The organism is Rhodococcus sp. 15-2388-1-1a, from assembly GCF_002259145.1.
Taxonomy (GTDB): domain Bacteria; phylum Actinomycetota; class Actinomycetes; order Mycobacteriales; family Mycobacteriaceae; genus Rhodococcoides.
On record NZ_NPFP01000032.1, the window covers coordinates 51,012 to 69,824 of the forward strand.

Sequence of the window (18,813 nt, forward strand, 5' to 3'; positions counted from 1 at the left end):
TGGGTTCTGGCCGACCGTGCTGGTATTCTCGATCTTCGGCGCAGGGCTCCAACGCTCAGCAGCAGACTTCGGGCATTCCAGCATGGATCGCCCTGACCGGAATACCGACGAAGACGACAAGGATTTTACGCGTGGCCAATATCAAGTCCCAGAAGAAGCGGATTCTCACCAACGAGCGTGCACGCCTGCGCAACCAGTCGGTGAAGTCCTCGCTTCGTACCGTCATCCGCTCGTTCCGCGAGGCACAGGCTGCGGGCGACAAGGACAAGGCTTCCGAGATTCTTCTCGATGCAGGCCGCAAGCTCGACAAGGCAGCCAGCAAGGGCGTCATCCACAAGAACCAGGCAGCCAACAAGAAGTCGGCACTGGCTCTCGCAGTCAACAAGCTCTGATACATCACTGAGCTCGATCGAGCCCGCCGCATCCGACCAGGATGCGGCGGGCTTTTTCGTGCTCTCTGCACTCTGCCGACGTCACCTACCCAGTGATGCGACCTCGGCCACTGCTCTCTCCACCGCGTAGTCCGCATCCGCTGCTTGACCTTTGACGTCGGCATTGAGCTGCGCGACAACGCGCAGCGCCTGTGCGATCGATCGGCCGTTCCAGCCGCGCGCCTGACCCTGCGCCTTCTTGATCTTCCACGGCGGCATACCCAGCTCCCCTGCCATTCGGAAGGGGTCGCCGCGGCCCGCCGAGCCCACCAGCGCAATGGTGCGAACGGCATCGGCCAACGCGTCGGCGAGCAGCACGTGCGCCACGCCCCGGTGCATCGCCCAACGTAGAGCCTCCAGAGCGCCGGCACGGTCACCGATCACTGCTTTGTCCGCGACGTCGAATCCGGAGACCTCGGCCTTGCCGGAGTAGTAGCGACGCACCGCGGCGAGGTCTACCTTGCCGCCGGTGTCGGAGACCAATTGCGAACACGCCGAGGCAAGTTCACGAAGTTCGTTGCCGACGGACTCGACGACCGCCTCGATGACGTCGCCGCTCACCCGGACGTCTGCGGTACGAAATTCTCCGCGGACGAAGTCGATGCGTTCGGCGGGCTTGGTGAGCTTGGCGCACTCGTGCACCTGTGCTCCGCATTTCTGCAGTGCACCGACCATCGCCTTGGCCCGGCCGCCGCCGGAGTGCATGACCACCACCACAGCACCCTCGGGCGGATCGGTAGCAGCGTCGAGTACCAGTGCGGCAGCGTCCTTGCCTGCCTCGGCTGCGGCCTCGAGCACGAGAACACGGTCCTCGGCGAACAGCGACGGGCTGAGCAGTTCGGCGAGTTCCGGGGCACTGGCATCACCGGTGCGCAACCGCGTGACCGGCAGATCCTCCCCCGGAATCGCAGCATTCGCACGCACCTGAGCCACGATCGCGGCTACCGCGCGGTCCATCAGAAGTTCCTCGTCGCCGAGAACCAGATGCAGAGGAGCCACACTCGAAGTCACGACCATGATCGTGCCATGCGTGGCCGACACTGCGACCATCCGCTCGAAGTCCGAGCACTCACCACAGAACGTGCGCCGTCCACAATGCGAGTGCCGCCAGGGCCACCGCCGCGGCCACCCACCGGAACACGATGAAACGCAGGGCCGTCAGCAGGGCGGCAGTCGACAACGCTGCCAACGCTGCGCCCCGGACGCCGTCGGGGACCACAACGCCCGCTACCGGCACCGACGCAGCGTCCTCCGCCACCGCGATCAACCACCACAGTGGTGCGGACGCCAGCTGCGCCACCAGTTCCGCGAGCGACCCGCTGACGGTGGCGATCACTGCTGTGACGATCCCCACCACCGTGATCGGAGCGACGACCGGTGCCGCCAGCACATTCGCTGCGACGCCCACCACGCTGAACGTTCCGGTCATGGCCGCGACCACCGGTGCCGTCACCGCGTGTGCTGCCGCTGCGACCGCCACCACCTCCGCTGCCGCCCTCGGCCACCCACGTGCGCGAAGCCAGTCGACCCAGATCGGAGCGACGAGCACGAGCCCCGCGGTGGCGAACACCGACAGTACGAATCCGACATCCACCGCCAGCCTCGGCCACCACGCGAGCAGACCCAACACCGCGCCGCACAGCGCCGGAACCGCCTGCCTTCGTCGGCCGGTGACCAACGCCACCAGACCGATCGACCCCATCACTGCCGCCCGCACCACACTCGGCGACGGCCGGGCCACGATCACGAAGGCCACGAGTACGACGAACGCCACCGCGACCGTTGCGCGGGGACCGATTCCGATTCCTCGCAGCACCAACAGAACCGCCCCGATCACGATGGAGAAATTTGCGCCCGACACAGCTGTCAAATGCGTCAGCCCGGCCGCCCGGAAGTTCTCGGTGACCGTCTCGTCCAACCGGGAAACGTCCCCGACCACGAGACCGGGTAGCAGACCTGCACGATCCGGTGGCATCGAATTCTGCGCAACCGCAGCGAGATTCGACCGGAAGGTGCCGGCGGTAGCAGAGATCGCCCCGGGCTCGTTCACGGTGACGGGCGGACCCGAAGTGCGGATGACGGCCACGCTCATGTCCGGTCGAAGCGGCACACCGAGCCTGCCCCGCACGGTGACCTCCTGGCCCGGCAGCAATGCCGACCAACTCGATTCCGGGGCGATGATCGACACCCGTCCGCCGACGTACAGCGCCTCACCGCCGACGTCCACGCGAGTCATCTCGGCCTTCGTCATCACCGTCGAGGGCCCGGCCGACAACAGCAGGCGTGGGTCCTCCTCCAGCCGCACCGACGCGGTCACCCACGCCCGGTTCTCCGCCGCCGCAGCGACGGGATGTTCTGCCAACGAGCGCATCTGGAGCCAGGTCGCTCCCCCGAAGCACAGCGCCAGCACGATCACCGCGACCGCACCGGACCGACTCGGCCCCGGCCAGGCGTGCCGAATCGCCAACCCGTGCAGTGCTACTGCGACCACCAGCACTACCGCAACCGCCGACGCGGTGGCAGCGAGGGCAGCACCGGGTCCTCCGCGAATTCCGATCGCGGTGATCGACCAGCACACCGCAGCGGCCGGAACCAGACGCACATCGAACGGCAGACGATCCTCGGTCTGCGGCGCACCGGCCGACGCGGTATCGGTGGTCACCCGACATGCACCAGGTCTCGGATCTTCGCCAGTCTGCCGGGCCCGATACCGTCCACCTCGGACAGCTGATCCACAGTTGAGAAGCGGCCATTGATCTCTCGCCAACCGACGATCGAGGTTGCGGTGACCGGCCCGACCCCGGGCAACGCGTCCAGTTCCGCGACGGTCGCGGCATTGAGGTCCACCGTCCCGCCGGGCGCGGAACCTCCGACACCGGCCGGTGCGCCGTCGCTACCGCCTGTCGATGTGCCGACTTCGGATGTCGTACTGCTCACCGGTGGAGCTGCCTCCGGCGGCACGACTCCGACGACGATCTGATCACCGTCGGCGACTCGCGCGGCCATGTTCAGCGCCAGCAAGTCGGCACCCTCGACTGCGCCACCTGCCGCGGCCACGGCGTCGGCGACTCGCGAACCCGGTTGCAGCCGAACCAATCCGGGGCGCGTCACGAGTCCGACGACGCTCACCACGAGTTCGGCCTCGGCGCTCGGCACAGGATCGACTGCGTCGTCGGTATCCACCGTTCCATCGGTATCCACCGTTCCATCGGTATCCACCGTGTCGGTCGCGACCACAGCGAGCGGCGGCGCAGGTGCCGGAGTCGGTGCGTCTCGAAACACCGCGAATCCCGCCACCAGCACGACGAAGACCCCGGCCGCCGCCATCGCCACTGCCCCCTGTTTCCCCGGGTCGACGCGGGCAGATCGCCACCGCGATGGCAGCAGGGTCGACCACGGGGTGCCGGTTCGTTGTGCTTCCGGCAGCAGCCAATCCGGTTCTGTGGACCCGGCGTCGGATCGCGAATCCTCGGGCCCGTCGCGATCGTGGGCGGAATCGTGTTGTCTGCGCACGGAGTTCAATCGCGCCACCGTGTGCGCCCGATCGTCGTTGCCGCCCATGCTCGAGGACGCTAGTGCCCGCGATCGGTTCACTCACCGACGAACGCAGGTCGCCGATTGCTCTGTGTACAAACCCTGAGGCTGTGGATCGACCGAGGGCTCGACCCGATTATCGGCGTCCCGGAGCCACGACGACACCGACCGCGCCGGGTCCGACATGAGCGCCGAGAACGGCACCGAAGGGGTAGACGTCGATGCTGGTCGAGTGCGGAATTCGGGAGGCCAGCATCGCGGCTACGTCCTCGGCTCGCTCCGGGCACTGCATGTGGTGCACCGCGAGCGCAACCCCCGATTCGTCACCGACCTCGGTCGCGGCAACGACGGCGGCGTCGACCAGCTTGTTCAGCGCCTTGGACGAGGTCCGCGCCTTCTCCTTCAGCACCAGTTTGCCGTCGCTGATGTGCAGCACCGGCTTCATGGCCAGCGCAGTGCCGAGCAAGGCCGCGGCCGCGCCGATTCGGCCTCCCCGTCGCAGGTGGTCGAGTCGGTCGACGACGATGAAGCATCTCGACGCCGTCGACGCGGCGACGGCGTCGCGGTACACCTCGTCCAGCTCTGCTCCCCCGGCGGCCGTGTCCGCCGCGGCCAGCACCGCGAAGCCGAGTCCCATTCCGGCCGAGGCGGAATCTACGACTCGGACGGCCGAGCCCACGTGCTCTGCGGCCTGGCGTGCTGCCTCCCACGTGCTCGACAGTCCCCGGGAGATGTGCAAGGCCACCACACCGGCACCTCGGCTGCGTTCGAGCGCCGCGGCATAGACCTCGGTCAGCTCGCCCGGAGAGGCCCCCGCGGTGGTCACCGGCTTGCCCGAGGTGGACTGCTCGGGAATGTCGTCGACGCCCTCGCGATGGTCGATCCCGTCGACCAGCACATGCAGTGGCACCATCGCGATGCCTCGCTCGGCGGCGAGTGTGGCCGGCAGGCAGGACGAGGAGTCGGTGACGACGGCGACGGTCATGGCAATTCGGTCGACGTTCCGGCGGCGACGGGTCGCAGGACCTCAAGCATCGCGTCGGCGACCGCGATGTGGGCGTCCCATCCCCAGTGGATGCCGTCGGGGTTCGCGTTCTCGGACTCGATGTTCGGTCGTACGGCGTCGGCGAGGTCGACCATCGGGACGTTCCTGTCCGCGCTCCAGGCACGCAGCGCGCGAACGGCTGGTTCGCGACCCGAGTGCACCTTGCCGTAGGCATCGCAGCGGTGCACGGACGGATAGGTACCGATGACGGGAAGTTCGGGACGCACGTACGCCAGTGCCGCGCGGGTCTGTTCCAGATACTCGACGCTGAGCCGTGGCGGCAGTGCCACGGGCCAACCGAGATGCGACAGAACAGGTTGTACCGCTTGGTATCCCGCGCGAACCACGCGCCGGAGGGCAGGCGGTCGGACGTATCTGATCTGCTCCCGGAGCGCAGTCGGCAACGGCGACGGGAGTGAATCCATGCCGCCGATTCCGAGCACGACGGCACCGGCACGGGGAATGACTGCCCACACTCGCGGGTCCTGGGTCAGAGCCCACCACGCGTCCCGACTCGTCCAGCCGATCCGCGCAACCAACTCGACCGTCCAACCGAGTTCCGCCGCAACGAGATTGGGCCAGAGCCGCGGGTCGTCGACGGGTAGGCCGCCCTCGGGTCCGTAGTAGCTCAACGAGTCCGCGAGCACGAGCAGCGCGGGTCGCGCCGTCTCAGAGGACGTCACTGGCCACCCGCGCCGAGGCGTTCCACACGTCCAGTCGCCAGGACGGGTTCTCGCCGGGTCCGTGCGCACCGAGCTGAACCCAGCTGGTGTTCGCGAGGCCTCCGAGCACCGGCCAGCGATCGGTCGGCAGATCGAGCAGCGCGGCGGTCAGTGCCGCGATCAGACCTCCGTGTGCGACGAGGACGAGCGGGCGCTCGTTGCCGTCGGCACCCCACTCGGGGACGCCTGCCGCGAGTTCACGAACCAGCGGCACACTGCGTCGGGCGACGTCGATGCGACTCTCCCCACCGGGTGGGGCGATGGTGGCGTCGGCGCGCCAGGCCGGCCGTGCACCGGGGGCGATGTCGTCGACCTCGGTGTGGGTGAGTCCCTGCCACTGACCGAGATGGGTCTCGCGCAGACGCTCGTCCACCGACACCGCCACGCCGGCTGCATCTCCGAGCGCGTTCGCGGTGTCCAGCGCGCGCCGCAGATCCGACGAGACGATCTTGATCGGCTCACGCGTCGCCAGTTCGGCGGCGGCCGTCTTCGCCTGACTGCGGCCGAGCTCGGACAGATCGGTGTCGAGCTGACCCTGCATGCGGTCGGTGGCGTTGTATTCCGTCTGACCGTGCCGAAGCAGGATGAGCCGTCTGATCATTGCTCCGATTCCGGAGCCGCCGGATGCTGGCCGAGACCGGGAACCTCGATGGTCGGGCAGTCCTTCCACAACCGCTCGAGTGCGTAGAAGTTCCGCTCTTCGTTGTGCTGAACGTGCACGACGATGTCGGAGTAGTCCAACAGCGCCCAACGGCCTTCTCTGGTGCCCTCGCGGCGGACCGGCTTGTGTCCGGCCTCACGCAGCTGATCCTCGATGTTCTCCACGATCGCGTTGACCTGACGCTCGTTGGGCGCAGAGGCGATGACGAAGCAATCGGTGATGTAGAGCTGATCGGACACGTCGAGAATCACCACGTCGCCGGCCAGTTTGTCGTCGGCTGCGAGCGCGGCGATCCGCGCCATCTCGGCGGCTTCGGCTGTTGCAGTCACTTCGGTGTACTCCCACTCGTATGGCTCGGGTTCGCGGTCATTGCGCTGGTGACCGACCCTGCCGGTTGCTTCTTCTGGGGCGCTGGTTCCGACATGGTGACGGATCCGTCGAGACGCTGAGCGCCTCGTGGTCTGTAGAGATTCCTCTTCGAGATGTATTGCACGACGCCATCCGGTACGAGGTACCAGACCGGCCGATTCTCACCGGCTCGAAGTCGACAGTCCGTCGACGATATCGCGAGTGCCGGGATTTCCATCAATGTGAGAGTGTCCGCGGGCAACGATCGAAGGTGGTTGGCCAGATGTTCGACGCCGAGCTCGAACCCGGGACGCGAGACACCGACGAACTTGGCGAGCTCGAACAGCTCCTCCCAGTTCTGCCACGTGAGGATCGACTCGAGCGCGTCCGCCCCGGTGATGAAGTACAGCTCGGCATTGGGATGCTGCGATCGCAGATCACGCAGTGTGTCGACCGTGTAGGTCGACTTCTCCCGATCCACATCGACTCGGCTGACCGAGAAACGCGGATTGGACGCCGTCGCGATGACGGTCATCAGGTAGCGATCCTCTGCCGGACTGACCGACTTGCCTTCCTTCTGCCACGGGTTTCCGGTGGGAACGAAGATGACCTCGTCCAGGCCGAACTTGTTCGCCACTTCGCTGGCTGCGACGAGGTGCCCGTGGTGAATCGGGTCGAAGGTGCCACCCATCACGCCCAAACGGCGGACGGGCTGCCCACCGGTGTCGTCGCCGGAGTCGGATTCGCGCTGCACAACCGCCGATTCTACGTCCGAGGTGCCGCTGGGCGTCACACGCCTCACACCGGCAGCAAACGCGAGACCACGGTGGCGAGCTGCTGAGCCGATCGGCACTCGTGCATCGCGATCACGTCGGAGTACACCTTGGCCGCCGAATCGCCGGAACCCCACTGCGATTTCGGTTCGGGATTGAGCCAGTACGCATGCTTGGCCACCGACACGATGTGCGCCAACGCCGGCAGCTTCGGTTCGCGGTAATTGGTGCGGGCGTCACCGAGAATCAGCACCGAGCTGCGACTGGTGACCGCATGCGCGTACTTCTCGTCGAACGTCGTCAATGCATGGCCGTAGTCCGAGTGTCCGTCGTACGTCACGAGATCGGACTCGCGGATGATGCGGCTCATCGCGGCTCCGAGGTCGGAACCGGAATCGAAGAATTGGGTGACCTCGTCGGTGGAATCGATGAACGCGAAGATGCGTACGCGCGAGAACTGCTCTCGCAGTGCGTGCACCAACAGCAGAGTGAAATTGCTGAATCCTGCCACCGACCCTGATACATCGCACAGCACAACCAGTTCGGGGCGTGCTCGCCGAGGCTTGCGTTCGACCAGATCGATCGGGATGCCGCCGGTGGACATCGACTTGCGCAACGTCCGACGCAGGTCGATGGAGCCGTGCCTGCTTCGGCTGCGCCGCACCGCGAGTCGCGATGCCAACAATCGGGCGAGAGGTGTGACGTTGCGTCGCAGCGCCGCCATCTCCGTGTCCGAGGCCCGCAGGAAATCGACTTCCTCCGCGAGCTTGGGCACCCCGTAGCTCGCTACTCGCTCACGGCCCAGCTTTTCTGCCGACCGACGCCTCGTCTCGCTCTCGATCATCTTGCGCAGGTCCGCGATACGTTGCGCTGCAGTGCGTTTGGCAACCTCGGACTCGTAGTCGTCGGTGGGACGATCGGGTGCGTCGTCGCTGCGCCCGAGCAATCCGTCGAGAATCTTGCGCAGCAACGTTTCGGGCGCAACGTCGCGCAGCGCCTGATATGCCGAGAACGACGGCCCGTTGGAGGACTTGTACTGTCCGAGCTCCTCGACCATCTGCGCCGCCAGCATCTGGGTCAACTCCGCGGCCTCGGCCGAATCGTCCGAGAGCAGATCCACCAACAGCTCGCGGAGCGCATCGATGTCGACGTCGCCGGCGTCGGTGCGGGGCAGCGCGGTATCGATCTGCCCCGAGTCCCTGGTGCCCGATGCCACCGGAAACCACAGGTCGAACAGGGCGTCGAACACCCCGCGATGCGTCGGACGGCGCAGCAGCGCACAGGCCAGACCCTCGCGAACGGCTTCTCGATCGAGCAGATCGAGAACCGACAGGACGCGTCCGGCATCGACCGTCTCCGACGGCCCCACCGAAATTCCACGCCGACGCAGTGCGTCGACGAAACCGATGAGGTGACCGGGAATTCCGTGCGGGGCCTGCATGTCAGTTGAGCCGGAGTTCGGCTGCTGCACGGACCTGGTCCGACTGATGCTTGAGCACCACACCGAGTGTGGAGCGAACCGCATCGTCGTCGAGGGTGTCCATACCGAGCGCCAACAGAGTGCGTCCCCAGTCGATGGTCTCGGCCACCGAGGGCAACTTCTTGAGCTGCATCGCGCGCAGTACCCGCACGGTCTTGATCATCTGCTCGGCGATGGCCTCGGGCAGTTCGGGAACCCTGCTGGCGAGAATCCGGCGCTCGAGATCGGCGTCGGGAAAATCGAGGTGCAGGAACAGGCAGCGGCGCTTGAGGGCCTCGGACAGTTCACGAGTGGCGTTGGAGGTGAGCACCACGAACGGCGTCCGCTCGGCCACGATCGTGCCGAGTTCTGGAATGGTGATCGCGAAGTCGCTGAGTACCTCGAGCAGCAGTCCTTCGATCTCGACGTCGGCCTTGTCGGTCTCGTCGATGAGCAGAACCGTCGGATCGGTCCGGCGAATGGCCTGCAGCAGCGGGCGCGCCAGCAGGAACTCCTCGGAGAACACGTCCAGCTTGGTCGAGTCCCAATCGGCAGCGGTGCCGGACTGGATGCGCAGGATCTGCTTGGCGTGGTTCCACTCGTACAGCGCGCGGGCCTCGTCGACACCCTCGTAGCACTGCAGACGCACCAGCTCGGCCCCGGTCGTCTGCGCGACGGCGCGGGCCAGCTCGGTCTTGCCGACTCCCGCCGGACCTTCGATCAGCAGCGGCTTGCCGAGGCGATCGGCGAGAAACACCGAGGTGGCGGTGGCTTTGTCGGCCAGATAGCCCGTCTCGGCCAGGCGCCTCTGGACGTCGTCCACGCTGGCGAACAGCGGGGGTGTCGTCGGTAGGGCACGATCCATGTCACAGCTCCTGATGATCGGGTCTGGCCGGGTACTGCGAGGGGTGTCAGTCTCGGACGTGTCCGTCGCCCCACACGGTCCACTTGGTCGAGGTCAATTCGGGCAAGCCCATGGGTCCACGCGCATGCAGCTTCTGAGTCGAGATGCCGATCTCGGCTCCGAAGCCGAACTGCTCGCCGTCGGTGAACGCCGTGGAGGCGTTGACCATGACCGCGGACGCGTCGACCCGCTGGGTGAACTCACGCGCGGCACGGATGTCGGCGGCGACGATCGCCTCGGTGTGGCCGGTGCCGTATCGGTCGATGTGGTCGATCGCCTCGTCGATGCCGTCCACCACCTTCAGCGCGATGTCGAGTGAGAGGTACTCCTGCGACCAGTCCTCGTCGTGTGCAGGCACGAGCCCGGGCAGGTCCCCGTGCACCGTGACGCTGTGCATCTGGAATGCCTGGAGCAACCGCGGAACCATGGTCTCGGCGATCGCAGCGTCGACCAGCACGGTCTCGGCGGCGTTGCAGACGCTGACTCGACGGGTCTTGGCGTTGAGCACGATCTTCTCGGCCGTGTCCGGATCGGCAGAGGAATGGATGTACACGTGGCAGTTTCCGACGCCGGTCTCGATGGTCGGGACCGTGGCGTCGCGCACGACCGCAGCGATCAGACCCGCTCCACCGCGCGGGATCACCACGTCCACCAGTCCGCGGGCCTGAATGAGGTGGGTGACCGTGGCACGGTCGGCACTCCCCAGAAGCTGCACCGCCGCCTCGGGCAGACCGTGTTCGCGCAACGCTCCCTGCAGTGCCTCGACCAACGCCGCATTGGACTGTGCCGCCGACGACGAACCGCGAAGGAGCACCGCGTTGCCGGACTTGAACGCGAGGCCGAACGCGTCGACGGTGACGTTGGGCCGAGCCTCGTAGACCATGCCGACGACTCCGAGCGGAACTCTCAGTTGCCGAATCTCGAGCCCGTTGGGCAACGTCGAACCGCGAATGATCTCGCCGATCGGATCGGGCAACCCGGCCACCTGCCGCAACCCGGCCGCGATGCCGTCGATGCGCGACGCAGTCAGCCGTAGACGGTCCAGCAGCCCCTCATCGGTACCGGCCGCTCGCGCGTTCTCGATGTCGACTGCGTTCGCGGCGAGTACCGACTCCGCCGCAGCGACCACAGCGTCTGCCGCGGCATGCAGCGCAGCGTCCTTCTCTGCGGTCGTCAGCAGTGCGAGCGCCCGTGATGCGGTGCGCGCTCGGCGCGCTGCGGCGTGCACGTTCTCGCGCTCGTCCGCAGTCGTGGTCACCGGTTCGGCCGAGACGGAAGCTGTCATGAACTACACACTAATAGGGGCCGGGAATGAGCGGCATCGCCGCGTCGTTGCAGCACAGCGTGAAGATCGTCGACCGACCGTCGATGCTGCCCGAAGACCGGAGGAACCACTTGTGAGTGTCCTGTTCGAGCCTCTGACCCTGCGCACTGTCACCTTCCCCAACCGGGTGTGGATGGCACCGATGTGCCAGTACTCGGCCGACGAGGCGGGCGACGATGTCGGCGTCGCGGGCGACTGGCACCGCACCCACCTGGTGAGCCGGGCGATCGGCGGTGCCGGACTGATCATCACCGAAGCCACCGCAGTGAGCCCCGAGGGCCGCATCAGCCCGTCGGACCTGGGCATCTGGAACGACACCCAGGCCGATGCATTGGCGAAGATCGTCGCCGAGATCTCGTCCTTCGGAACCGTCCCGGGCATCCAGCTCGCTCACGCGGGGCGCAAAGCCTCGACCGCTGCTCCCTGGTTGGGTGGCAAGTCCTTGCCTGCCGATGACTCCCGAAGCTGGGAGACCGTCGGCCCGTCGGCAGTGGCATTCGGTGACTACGCAACCCCACGAGAGGCGACGGCCGAGGACATCGCGAAGATCGTCGAGGACTTCCGTACTGCCGCGCAGCGCGCAGTGAAAGCAGGGTTCCAGGTAGCCGAGATCCACGGTGCGCACGGCTACCTGTTGCACCAATTCCTGTCTCCTGCCAGCAACACCCGTACCGACTCGTACGGCGGGGATTTCGCGGGCCGCACACGTCTGCTGATCGAGGTCGTCGACGCCGTGCGTGAGGTGTGGCCTGCAGAGCTGCCGGTCTTCGTACGACTGTCGGCGACGGATTGGCTCGACGAGCCCGAGAACAGCGAGAACGCCGGGTACACAGCCGAATTGGAGGCCCCGAGCTGGACGTCGGATCAGACTGTTGCGTTGTCGCAGATCCTCACCGAACACGGAGTGGATCTGGTCGATACCTCGACCGGAGGTAACGTGCACGCCAAGATTCCGGTCGGTCCCGGTTACCAGGTTCCGTTCGCACGGCGAATCCAGAACGAGACCGCGATGCCCGCCGCTGCGGTCGGCATGATCACCGAACCCAAGCAGGCCGAGGAGATCGTCTCACAGGGCGAGGCAACGGCCGTGCTGCTGGCACGCGAGCTGCTGCGTGATCCGTACTGGCCACGGCGCGCCGCCCGCGAACTCGGTGTCGAGATGCGCCCGGCCGTGGCACCGCAGTACGAGCGGGCCTACTGAGGCTCCGCTCAGGTCGGCACGAAGCCGAGTTTCTTGTCCACGACATTGCGCAGCGGTTCGCCTCGGAAATGCCGAAGTGCGTTGTCCACGAACAGCTCTGCGAGCCGTTGCTTCCACCCCGAGGCATCGCCGCTCATGTGCGGTGTGACGATCACGTTCTCGGCCGTCCACAACGGATGGTCGGCCGAGAGCGGTTCTGTCTCGAACACATCGAGCGCGGCACCTGCGATGTGCCCGGTTGCCAGGTGTGCCAGCAGTGCCTCGGTGTCGAGCAACTCACCGCGGCCCACGTTCACGACGCGTGAACCGGGTTTCATCGCGGCCAGCACCGAATCGTCGACCAGTCCCCTCGTCAGATCGGTCAGCGGGGCGACCAGCACCAGGTAGTCGGCCCGAGATACCTCGGACGCCAGATCGGCACTGGCATGAACGGTGCCGAAATCTCGGTCGCCCTCTCGTGCCGTCCGGCCCACACCAGAGACGGACATTCCCACCGCTGTCAGCAGGCTCGCGATGGCGCGGCCGATTGCACCGGTACCCACGATCATCGCGTGGGCACCGTCGATGCGCTGGGTCTCGCGGTGCTGCCAGACCTTCGAATGTTGCAGTGCGCGCGAACGTTCGGAGTCCTTGGCGAACGCCAGAATCTGGGCCAGCACGAACTCCGCGATCGGTCGGTCGAACACTCCCCGCGAATTGGTCACGATCACATCGGAATCGACCAGGTCGTCGAACATCAACGAGTCGACGCCTGCGGCGGCGATGTGGATCCACTTCAGCGAGCCGCAGCGCGGCCACGCCGATTCGACTGCGGGAGAGAAGAAATCCCACAGCAGCAACGCGTCGGCACCGTCGACCGCATCGCCGAGGGTATCGGCGGTGGCGTACCGGACGTCGGCGACCTCCGCGACGGAGTCTAGTCCGTCGGGAAGATCGCCGGCGTGCAGAACGACGAGAACCGGTGTCACTGCTACTTCTTCTTGTATCCGACGAGCTCGACGCCGGACGCCGCAACCTCGTCGTCGTTGTCGCCTGGGCACTGGGTTCCGCGCAACGAGCGCCCAGCCGTTTCCGGCATCAGCAGAATCGGCACGAAGGCGATGGCAGCCGCGATCATCATGTACCAACCCGGAATCAGGTTCGATCCGGTTCGATCGATGAGGAACGTGAGGATCAGCGGAGCAGTACCGCCGAAGAGCGCCGTCGAGACGTTGTATCCGATGGCGAACGCTCCGTAGCGCACCTGAGTGGGGAACAGCGCGGGCAGGGTCGACGACACACAGGAGCACATGATGACCAGCAACACTCCGAGACCGAGGAGGCCGATGCTCTGGCCGATCAATCCGGTGTTGATGATCAGCAGGAACAGCGGAACGCTGAACACGAAGTACCCGACACAGGCAGCCAGCAGCAACGGCTTTCGGCCCACCCGGTCGGACAGAGCGCCGATCGGGTTGATGATCGCCATCATGATGATCATGATGGCCACGAGGGTGAAGTTGGACTGAGTCGTGCTGTGCCCCAACGTGTCGCTGAGATACGACGGCAGGAACGTCAGCACGGTGTAGTACGCGATGTTGAGCAGCAACACGAATCCCATCAGGATCAGGATCCGCTGCCAGTACGTCATGGTGGCCTTGAGTGAGGTGACGGCTCCGCCTGCACCCTCTTCGACCGTGCCGCCGTCTTCCTTGGCCTCGGCGAATACCGGTGAATCCTCGAGCCGGGTCCGCAGCCACAGTGCAACGATGCCCAACGGGAGCGTCACCAGGAACGGGATTCGCCAGCCCCAGGCCTCCATGGTCTCGTCGCCGAGCCCGACGTTGAGCAGGGTGCACAGGGTGGCACCGCCCACGGTTCCTGCGAGGGTGCCGAATTCGAGGAACGATCCGAAGAATCCGCGGCGTTTGTCGGGCGCGTATTCGGCCATGAACACTGCTGCGCCACCGTACTCACCACCGGTGGAGAAGCCCTGCACCAATCGGCAGACGAGCAGCAGTAACGGTGCGGCGATGCCGATGGTGTCGAATGTGGGCAGCACACCGATCGTCGCCGTGGCCAACGTCATCATCGAGACGGTCAGTACTAGGACCTTCTGACGCCCGATGCGGTCGCCGAGTGGGCCGAGCACGATGCCGCCGATGGGACGAATGATGAACGACGCGGCCAGCACGGCGAAGGTGGAGAGCAGGCTCGCTCCCCCGTCCTCGGACGGGAAGAAGTTTGCGGCGATGTACACGGCCAGGTAGCCGTACACCGCGTAGTCGAACCACTCCACGGCGTTACCGAGAGCGGATCCGCCGATGGCGCGATGCAGAACCTTGGTCTCGTCCGGGCTCAGAGTGTCGGTGCTCGGGGGATATCCGGTCGGCGATGCTGCCGACCCTGATTTTTCGGTCACGGTCGAAATACCTCTCGCTTTTGTGGACAAAGTGGAGCGTCGGTGTGGTACTTCGCAGCGTTCGACATTACGGCGATGCAGAACATGGGTTTCGGCCAACCCCCTCGGGCAGCGCTAAAGTCCTGGTAGTGCAGCAATTCTGGTGGCGATCAATGCGTACGTCCTTGCGCTGTCGGTCAATTGCCGCACGGCGACGGACTCGTCCGGCCGATGTGCTTGTTCTTCGATCTCCCCCGGACCGAGCACGACGGTGGGTATTCCCATCTGCTGTGCCACAAAACCACCATCGCACGATGCCGTCCAGATGTCAGTGGAACGGCCAAATCCGCTGTCGATAACCGATTGCACTGCGGTAGTGACCAATCCGTTGTTCACGCTGGTCAGAAAGCCCGGCATTTCCATCGCGATACCGATGTCGACGTCGATACCGGACCCGGTGAGTTCCGCAGATTCGATGCGTGCCCGCAGATCGCCGACGACGCCGGCGGCACTTTCGCCGGGTAACAAACGGCGGTCGACGGTGACGACACACCGATCGGCGACCATCGAAGTGCCCGTTCCTCCCGCTATCGTCCCCACATTCCAGGTGGCCGGACCCAGTTCGGGGTCCGGGTTCGCGTCCAGCTCGGCCTGGGAGCCCTCGATGATTCCGATGATGCGTGCTGCAGCAGAGATGGCGTTCGCTCCGTTGCGTGGCTGACCCGCATGCGCGGATCGGCCACGAACCTCGATCTCGAGGTTCGTCGCGCCTCGGCATCCGATGATGGTGACCAGGTCCGTCGGCTCTGCCACCACGCAACAGCTGTAATTCCGTTGCGACGACACGGCGACGAACGCTCGGATACCGAGACCGGTGTCCTCCTCGTCGACCAGACACGCCAAGGTCATCGGATACTCGTCCGCGAGACCGGCACGGTGAACTGCGGTCATCGCCGCAACCACTGCGGCCAGGCCGCCTTTCATGTCACAGGCCCCGCGGCCGATGATCCGGCCGTCTCGAACCACGGCGGAGAAGGGATCGGTGGTCCAGCCCGACCCCGCCGGAACCACGTCGGAGTGACCGACGAACAGAACTCCCGGCCGCTCGTCGGATCCGATGGACACGATGACGTTGGGCCGGCCCGGAGCCACCTCGACGGTCCGAACGTCGAATCCCAGTGCCCGACAGTGCTCGGCGAGCACCTTCGCAGTATTTTCCTCCGTGTCTCCTGGGTTCTCGCCGCCGGCGTCGATCAATGCCGCAGTCAGAGAGACGATCTCGTGCTCGTCGATCGAACCGAGAAGAGCGCGTTCGGAAGTCGAAACGGTCATCGGGTGGGATCGGAGGCGAGCAGGTGCTTGGACTTCTCCACCGCGGCCGCCAGTCGTCGGATTCCCTCGTCGATGCGTTCGGGCGTCGACGAGGCGAAGCACAGCCGCAACGAATCGTGGAACTTCCCACCCACCGACAACGCCGGCCCGGGTATGTACGCAACGCCCTCGGCCAGCGCCGTCTCGAACAGGTCCTGCGTCGAGAAGTCGACGTCGTTGCCGCGCAACGTGGCCCAGAGAAAGAACCCTCCCTCGGGATCCGTTGTCGACATCGACTCGCCGAAGTATTTTTCGATGCTGTTCTGCATCGCGACCTTGCGGGGCAGGTACACCGAGGCCAACGATCGAAGATGCTCGTCGAGGAGGCCGCGCCGAATGTACTCGGCCACCATCCGCTGACCGGGCAGATTGGTACACGTGTCCATGGCCTGTTTGGCGTTGACGATCAACTGCCGTGCCTCGGGGGCAGCGTCCACCCACCCCACTCGCAGGCCAGGGGCGATCATCTTGGAGAAGGTCCGCACCGAGAAGATCAACGGGTCGTTGGGACTGAGCGTGCCGAAACTGGGAATCGGATCACCCGAGAAGCGGAGCAGACCGTACGGATCGTCGTCCAGAATCACCGATCCCCACGTGTGCGCCAGCTCGATGAGCAGCCGACGACGCTCGAGCGACAGGGTGACCCCGGACGGGTTCTGGAAGTTGGGGATCACGTAGATCATCTTCGGCACTCGACCCGCACGCTCGACGAGCTCGGGCAACGCCTCGACGATGAGGCCGTCACTGTCCATCGGGGCCTCGAGAATGTCGCCTCCGTAGCTGAGCACGGTGGCGGTTCCGTTGGTGTACGTGGGACTTTCGACGATCACCAGGTCACCCGGATCGATGAACAGCTTGCATGCGATGTCGAGACCCTGCATCCCGCCGGAGGTGATCACCACCCGCTCCTCCGTCGTGGGTTCACCCACCGAATCGAGATAGGTGAGCAACGCGTCGAGCAAGCCCGGATCGCCCTCGGTGGCACCGTAATCGAATGCGTCCGCGGTGAGCACGCTGCCGGCGATGTCGGTGAACGCAGCGGCCGGAACCGTCTCGGCGGCAGGAGATCCCATTGCGAATCGAACGATGTCGTGCTTCTGTGCAGCGAGCAGCGATGTCGAGGAATCGATCACCGATCCCACCAGTTTGTCGGTCCGCAGGGCCCAGGGAATGGCAGGAGTGGAGCCTGCGGAACGACTTTGGGTGGCAGGAGTGGAGCCTGCGGAACGACTCGGTGTGGCAGGAGTGGAGCCTGCGGAACGACTTTGGGTGGCAGGAGTGGAGCCTGCGGAACGACCCTTCGTTGATGCGGTCATGCTCACTCCTTCGTCAGTAGTTCTCGGGGGTATGCGGTGAAGGTTTCGAGGCCGTTGTCGGTGACGCGAACGGCCTCGGATACCTCGTATCCGTAGTCGTCCATCCACATTCCGCCGATGATGTGGAAGGTCATGTTCTCGGCGAGCACCGTCTCGTCGTCGGTGCGCAGGCTCACGGTGCGCTCACCCCAGTCGGGTGCGTAGGCGATGCCGATCGAGTATCCGATGCGTGACGGCTTGTGCAGTCCGTGCTTGGCCAGGCTCGTGTTCCACACCTGCGCCAGCTCGGTGGCGGTGACGCCTGCCCGTACGGTTGCGAGCACGTCGTTCAATGCTTCCCCGGTGGACTTGGCGAGGTAATCCAAACGCGGACTGGGCTTTCCGAGCACGATCGTGCGTGCCATCGGGATGTGGTAGCGGCGAAACACTCCGGCCAGTTCGACGACGGTGGTCTCGCCCCGCACGAAGGGTTGATGCGACCAGGTCAGGTGTGGGGTGTCGGCTCCGGCACCGGTGGGCAGCATCGGGACGATGGCCGGATGGTCGCCGCCGAAGTCCTCGGTGCCGCGCACCTGTGCGTTCATGATGGCTGCGGCCGCGTCGCACTGCCGCTCACCGACCGAGATCGACTGATACGCAGCCGACATGGCCGACTCGCAGACTTTCGCGGCACCGCGCATCAGGGCGATCTCCGCGGGCGACTTGACCACTCGGACCCAGTTGATGAGCTCGTAGGAGTCGGTGAATCGGTATTCGGGCAGCGACTTCACCAGAGCCTCGAATGCCTTGGGGCTGAAGTAGTACGAGTCCATCTCCAGACCCACCTGGCCGTGCTCGAAGTTGTTCACCAGCCCCAGTTCGCGCAGCTTCGCGGCGACCCAGACGAATGGGTGAGTGTCCTTGCGCTGCACGAACGTTTCGGGGTAGCCGAACGTCCGATCCTGCGGCAGCCACGATGTGCGAAACGCACCGTTGGCGTCCATCTCGCGGGCGAAGAAGTACATCTCTCCCTCGAGCGGGACGTACAGCATCTGCGGGGTGTAGAACGAGAGTGCGTTGTACCCGAGCAGGTAGTAGAGGTTCGCGGGATCGGTGACGATGAGTGCGGTGAGGTTCTGCGCTGCCATCCGCTCTCGGACGGCAGCGAGCCGGGCTGCGTACTCCTCGTCGGTGAACGTGATCGGCGTGCTGTTCGGGACATCGGGGTATCGAGCCAGGCCGGGAGCGGCCCGTCCTGCGGTTTCGTCGGGTCCGAGTGCGGTGACGTAGGCGGCGTCGGGTGAGTCGTTCACGGGCACCCCCTTCAATGAGGTCGGTTTAGTAGATTGTTGACAATCAGGCTAG

18 protein-coding genes are annotated in these 18,813 nt (G+C 65.6%); 2 read left to right on the forward strand and 16 right to left on the reverse strand.

Annotated features, from left to right (window positions below; all coding sequences use genetic code 11):
• The first annotated feature begins 131 nt into the window (after positions 1-131).
• Positions 132-392 (forward strand): 30S ribosomal protein S20, encoded by a 261-nt coding sequence (rpsT, locus tag CH302_RS18500; RefSeq protein WP_027497522.1) that lies wholly within the window; start codon positions 132-134, stop codon positions 390-392.
• Positions 393-473: 81 nt separating this feature from the next.
• Here rpsT and holA read toward each other — a convergent pair whose 3' ends face one another.
• The 11 genes from holA to CH302_RS18555 form a co-directional block, all read right to left on the reverse strand.
• Positions 474-1,442: a DNA polymerase III subunit delta gene (gene holA / locus CH302_RS18505; protein WP_037193579.1), complete on the reverse strand. Its 969-nt coding sequence runs from the start codon at positions 1,440-1,442 to the stop codon at positions 474-476.
• Positions 1,443-1,500: 58 nt separating this feature from the next.
• Entirely contained in the window at positions 1,501-3,093 is a 1,593-nt protein-coding gene (locus CH302_RS18510) for a ComEC/Rec2 family competence protein (RefSeq protein WP_094650001.1), read from the reverse strand.
• Entirely contained in the window at positions 3,090-3,992 is a 903-nt protein-coding gene (locus CH302_RS18515) for a ComEA family DNA-binding protein (RefSeq protein ID WP_037193091.1), read from the reverse strand. The genes CH302_RS18510 and CH302_RS18515 overlap by 4 nt, the downstream gene beginning before the upstream one ends.
• A 109-nt stretch (positions 3,993-4,101) precedes the next feature.
• Positions 4,102-4,950, reverse strand: a complete 849-nt coding sequence (locus tag CH302_RS18520) for a DegV family protein (RefSeq protein WP_037193093.1) — start codon at positions 4,948-4,950, stop codon at positions 4,102-4,104.
• Positions 4,947-5,693 (reverse strand): diglucosylglycerate octanoyltransferase, encoded by a 747-nt coding sequence (gene octT, locus CH302_RS18525; RefSeq protein WP_037193095.1) that lies wholly within the window; start codon positions 5,691-5,693, stop codon positions 4,947-4,949. Before octT ends, CH302_RS18520 begins: the two co-directional genes overlap by 4 nt.
• Positions 5,680-6,333, reverse strand: coding sequence for a histidine phosphatase family protein (locus tag CH302_RS18530; protein ID WP_037193097.1), 654 nt, complete (start codon positions 6,331-6,333; stop codon positions 5,680-5,682). The genes octT and CH302_RS18530 overlap by 14 nt, the downstream gene beginning before the upstream one ends.
• Positions 6,330-6,722: a ribosome silencing factor gene (gene rsfS, locus CH302_RS18535; protein WP_037193100.1), complete on the reverse strand. Its 393-nt coding sequence runs from the start codon at positions 6,720-6,722 to the stop codon at positions 6,330-6,332. The genes CH302_RS18530 and rsfS overlap by 4 nt, the downstream gene beginning before the upstream one ends.
• A complete protein-coding gene (nadD, locus tag CH302_RS18540; protein WP_052047902.1) occupies positions 6,719-7,432 on the reverse strand; it encodes a nicotinate-nucleotide adenylyltransferase in 714 nt (237 codons plus the stop codon). Before nadD ends, rsfS begins: the two co-directional genes overlap by 4 nt.
• A gap of 107 nt (positions 7,433-7,539) precedes the next feature.
• Positions 7,540-8,955, reverse strand: coding sequence for a vWA domain-containing protein (locus CH302_RS18545; protein ID WP_037193101.1), 1,416 nt, complete (start codon positions 8,953-8,955; stop codon positions 7,540-7,542).
• A gap of 1 nt (position 8,956) precedes the next feature.
• On the reverse strand, positions 8,957-9,838 hold the full coding sequence (locus tag CH302_RS18550; protein ID WP_037193103.1) for an AAA family ATPase: 882 nt from the start codon (positions 9,836-9,838) through the stop codon (positions 8,957-8,959).
• A gap of 46 nt (positions 9,839-9,884) precedes the next feature.
• Positions 9,885-11,162 carry a glutamate-5-semialdehyde dehydrogenase gene (locus CH302_RS18555; RefSeq protein ID WP_037193105.1) on the reverse strand — a complete coding sequence of 426 codons (1,278 nt, stop codon included), beginning with the start codon at positions 11,160-11,162 and terminating at the stop codon, positions 9,885-9,887.
• A gap of 112 nt (positions 11,163-11,274) precedes the next feature.
• Between CH302_RS18555 and CH302_RS18560 the strand changes: the two genes are divergently transcribed.
• Entirely contained in the window at positions 11,275-12,402 is a 1,128-nt protein-coding gene (locus CH302_RS18560; protein ID WP_037193106.1) for an NADH:flavin oxidoreductase/NADH oxidase, read from the forward strand.
• Positions 12,403-12,410: 8 nt separating this feature from the next.
• Here the strand turns inward: CH302_RS18560 and CH302_RS18565 are convergent, their stop codons facing one another.
• The 5 genes from CH302_RS18565 to CH302_RS18585 form a co-directional block, all read right to left on the reverse strand.
• Positions 12,411-13,370: a D-2-hydroxyacid dehydrogenase gene (locus CH302_RS18565; protein WP_037193108.1), complete on the reverse strand. Its 960-nt coding sequence runs from the start codon at positions 13,368-13,370 to the stop codon at positions 12,411-12,413.
• 2 nt (positions 13,371-13,372) lie between these two features.
• Positions 13,373-14,803 (reverse strand): MFS transporter, encoded by a 1,431-nt coding sequence (locus CH302_RS18570; protein WP_230596345.1) that lies wholly within the window; start codon positions 14,801-14,803, stop codon positions 13,373-13,375.
• Positions 14,804-14,917: 114 nt separating this feature from the next.
• Positions 14,918-16,114 carry a M20 family metallopeptidase gene (locus CH302_RS18575; protein ID WP_037193111.1) on the reverse strand — a complete coding sequence of 399 codons (1,197 nt, stop codon included), beginning with the start codon at positions 16,112-16,114 and terminating at the stop codon, positions 14,918-14,920.
• Positions 16,111-17,469, reverse strand: a complete 1,359-nt coding sequence (locus CH302_RS18580; protein WP_230596346.1) for an aminotransferase-like domain-containing protein — start codon at positions 17,467-17,469, stop codon at positions 16,111-16,113. Before CH302_RS18580 ends, CH302_RS18575 begins: the two co-directional genes overlap by 4 nt.
• A 2-nt stretch (positions 17,470-17,471) precedes the next feature.
• Complete coding sequence (locus CH302_RS18585) at positions 17,472-18,650, reverse strand: M24 family metallopeptidase (RefSeq protein ID WP_037193586.1); 1,179 nt, start codon at positions 18,648-18,650, stop codon at positions 17,472-17,474.
• Positions 18,651-18,813 lie beyond the last annotated feature (163 nt).

Excerpts from the sequence above, each read along its gene's own strand:
- CH302_RS18530 (WP_037193097.1), bottom strand. The coding sequence starts at position 6,333 with ATGATCAGACGGCTCATCCTGCTTCGGCACGGTCAGACGGAATACAAC.
- CH302_RS18520 (WP_037193093.1), bottom strand. The coding sequence starts at position 4,950 with ATGACCGTCGCCGTCGTCACCGACTCCTCGTCCTGCCTGCCGGCCACA.
- CH302_RS18580 (WP_230596346.1), bottom strand. The coding sequence starts at position 17,469 with ATGACCGCATCAACGAAGGGTCGTTCCGCAGGCTCCACTCCTGCCACC.
- nadD (WP_052047902.1), bottom strand. The coding sequence starts at position 7,432 with ATGGGTGGCACCTTCGACCCGATTCACCACGGGCACCTCGTCGCAGCC.
- CH302_RS18575 (WP_037193111.1), bottom strand. The coding sequence starts at position 16,114 with ATGACCGTTTCGACTTCCGAACGCGCTCTTCTCGGTTCGATCGACGAG.
- CH302_RS18515 (WP_037193091.1), bottom strand. The coding sequence starts at position 3,992 with ATGGGCGGCAACGACGATCGGGCGCACACGGTGGCGCGATTGAACTCC.
- CH302_RS18550 (WP_037193103.1), bottom strand. The coding sequence starts at position 9,838 with ATGGATCGTGCCCTACCGACGACACCCCCGCTGTTCGCCAGCGTGGAC.
- CH302_RS18555 (WP_037193105.1), bottom strand. The coding sequence starts at position 11,162 with ATGACAGCTTCCGTCTCGGCCGAACCGGTGACCACGACTGCGGACGAG.
- CH302_RS18545 (WP_037193101.1), bottom strand. The coding sequence starts at position 8,955 with ATGCAGGCCCCGCACGGAATTCCCGGTCACCTCATCGGTTTCGTCGAC.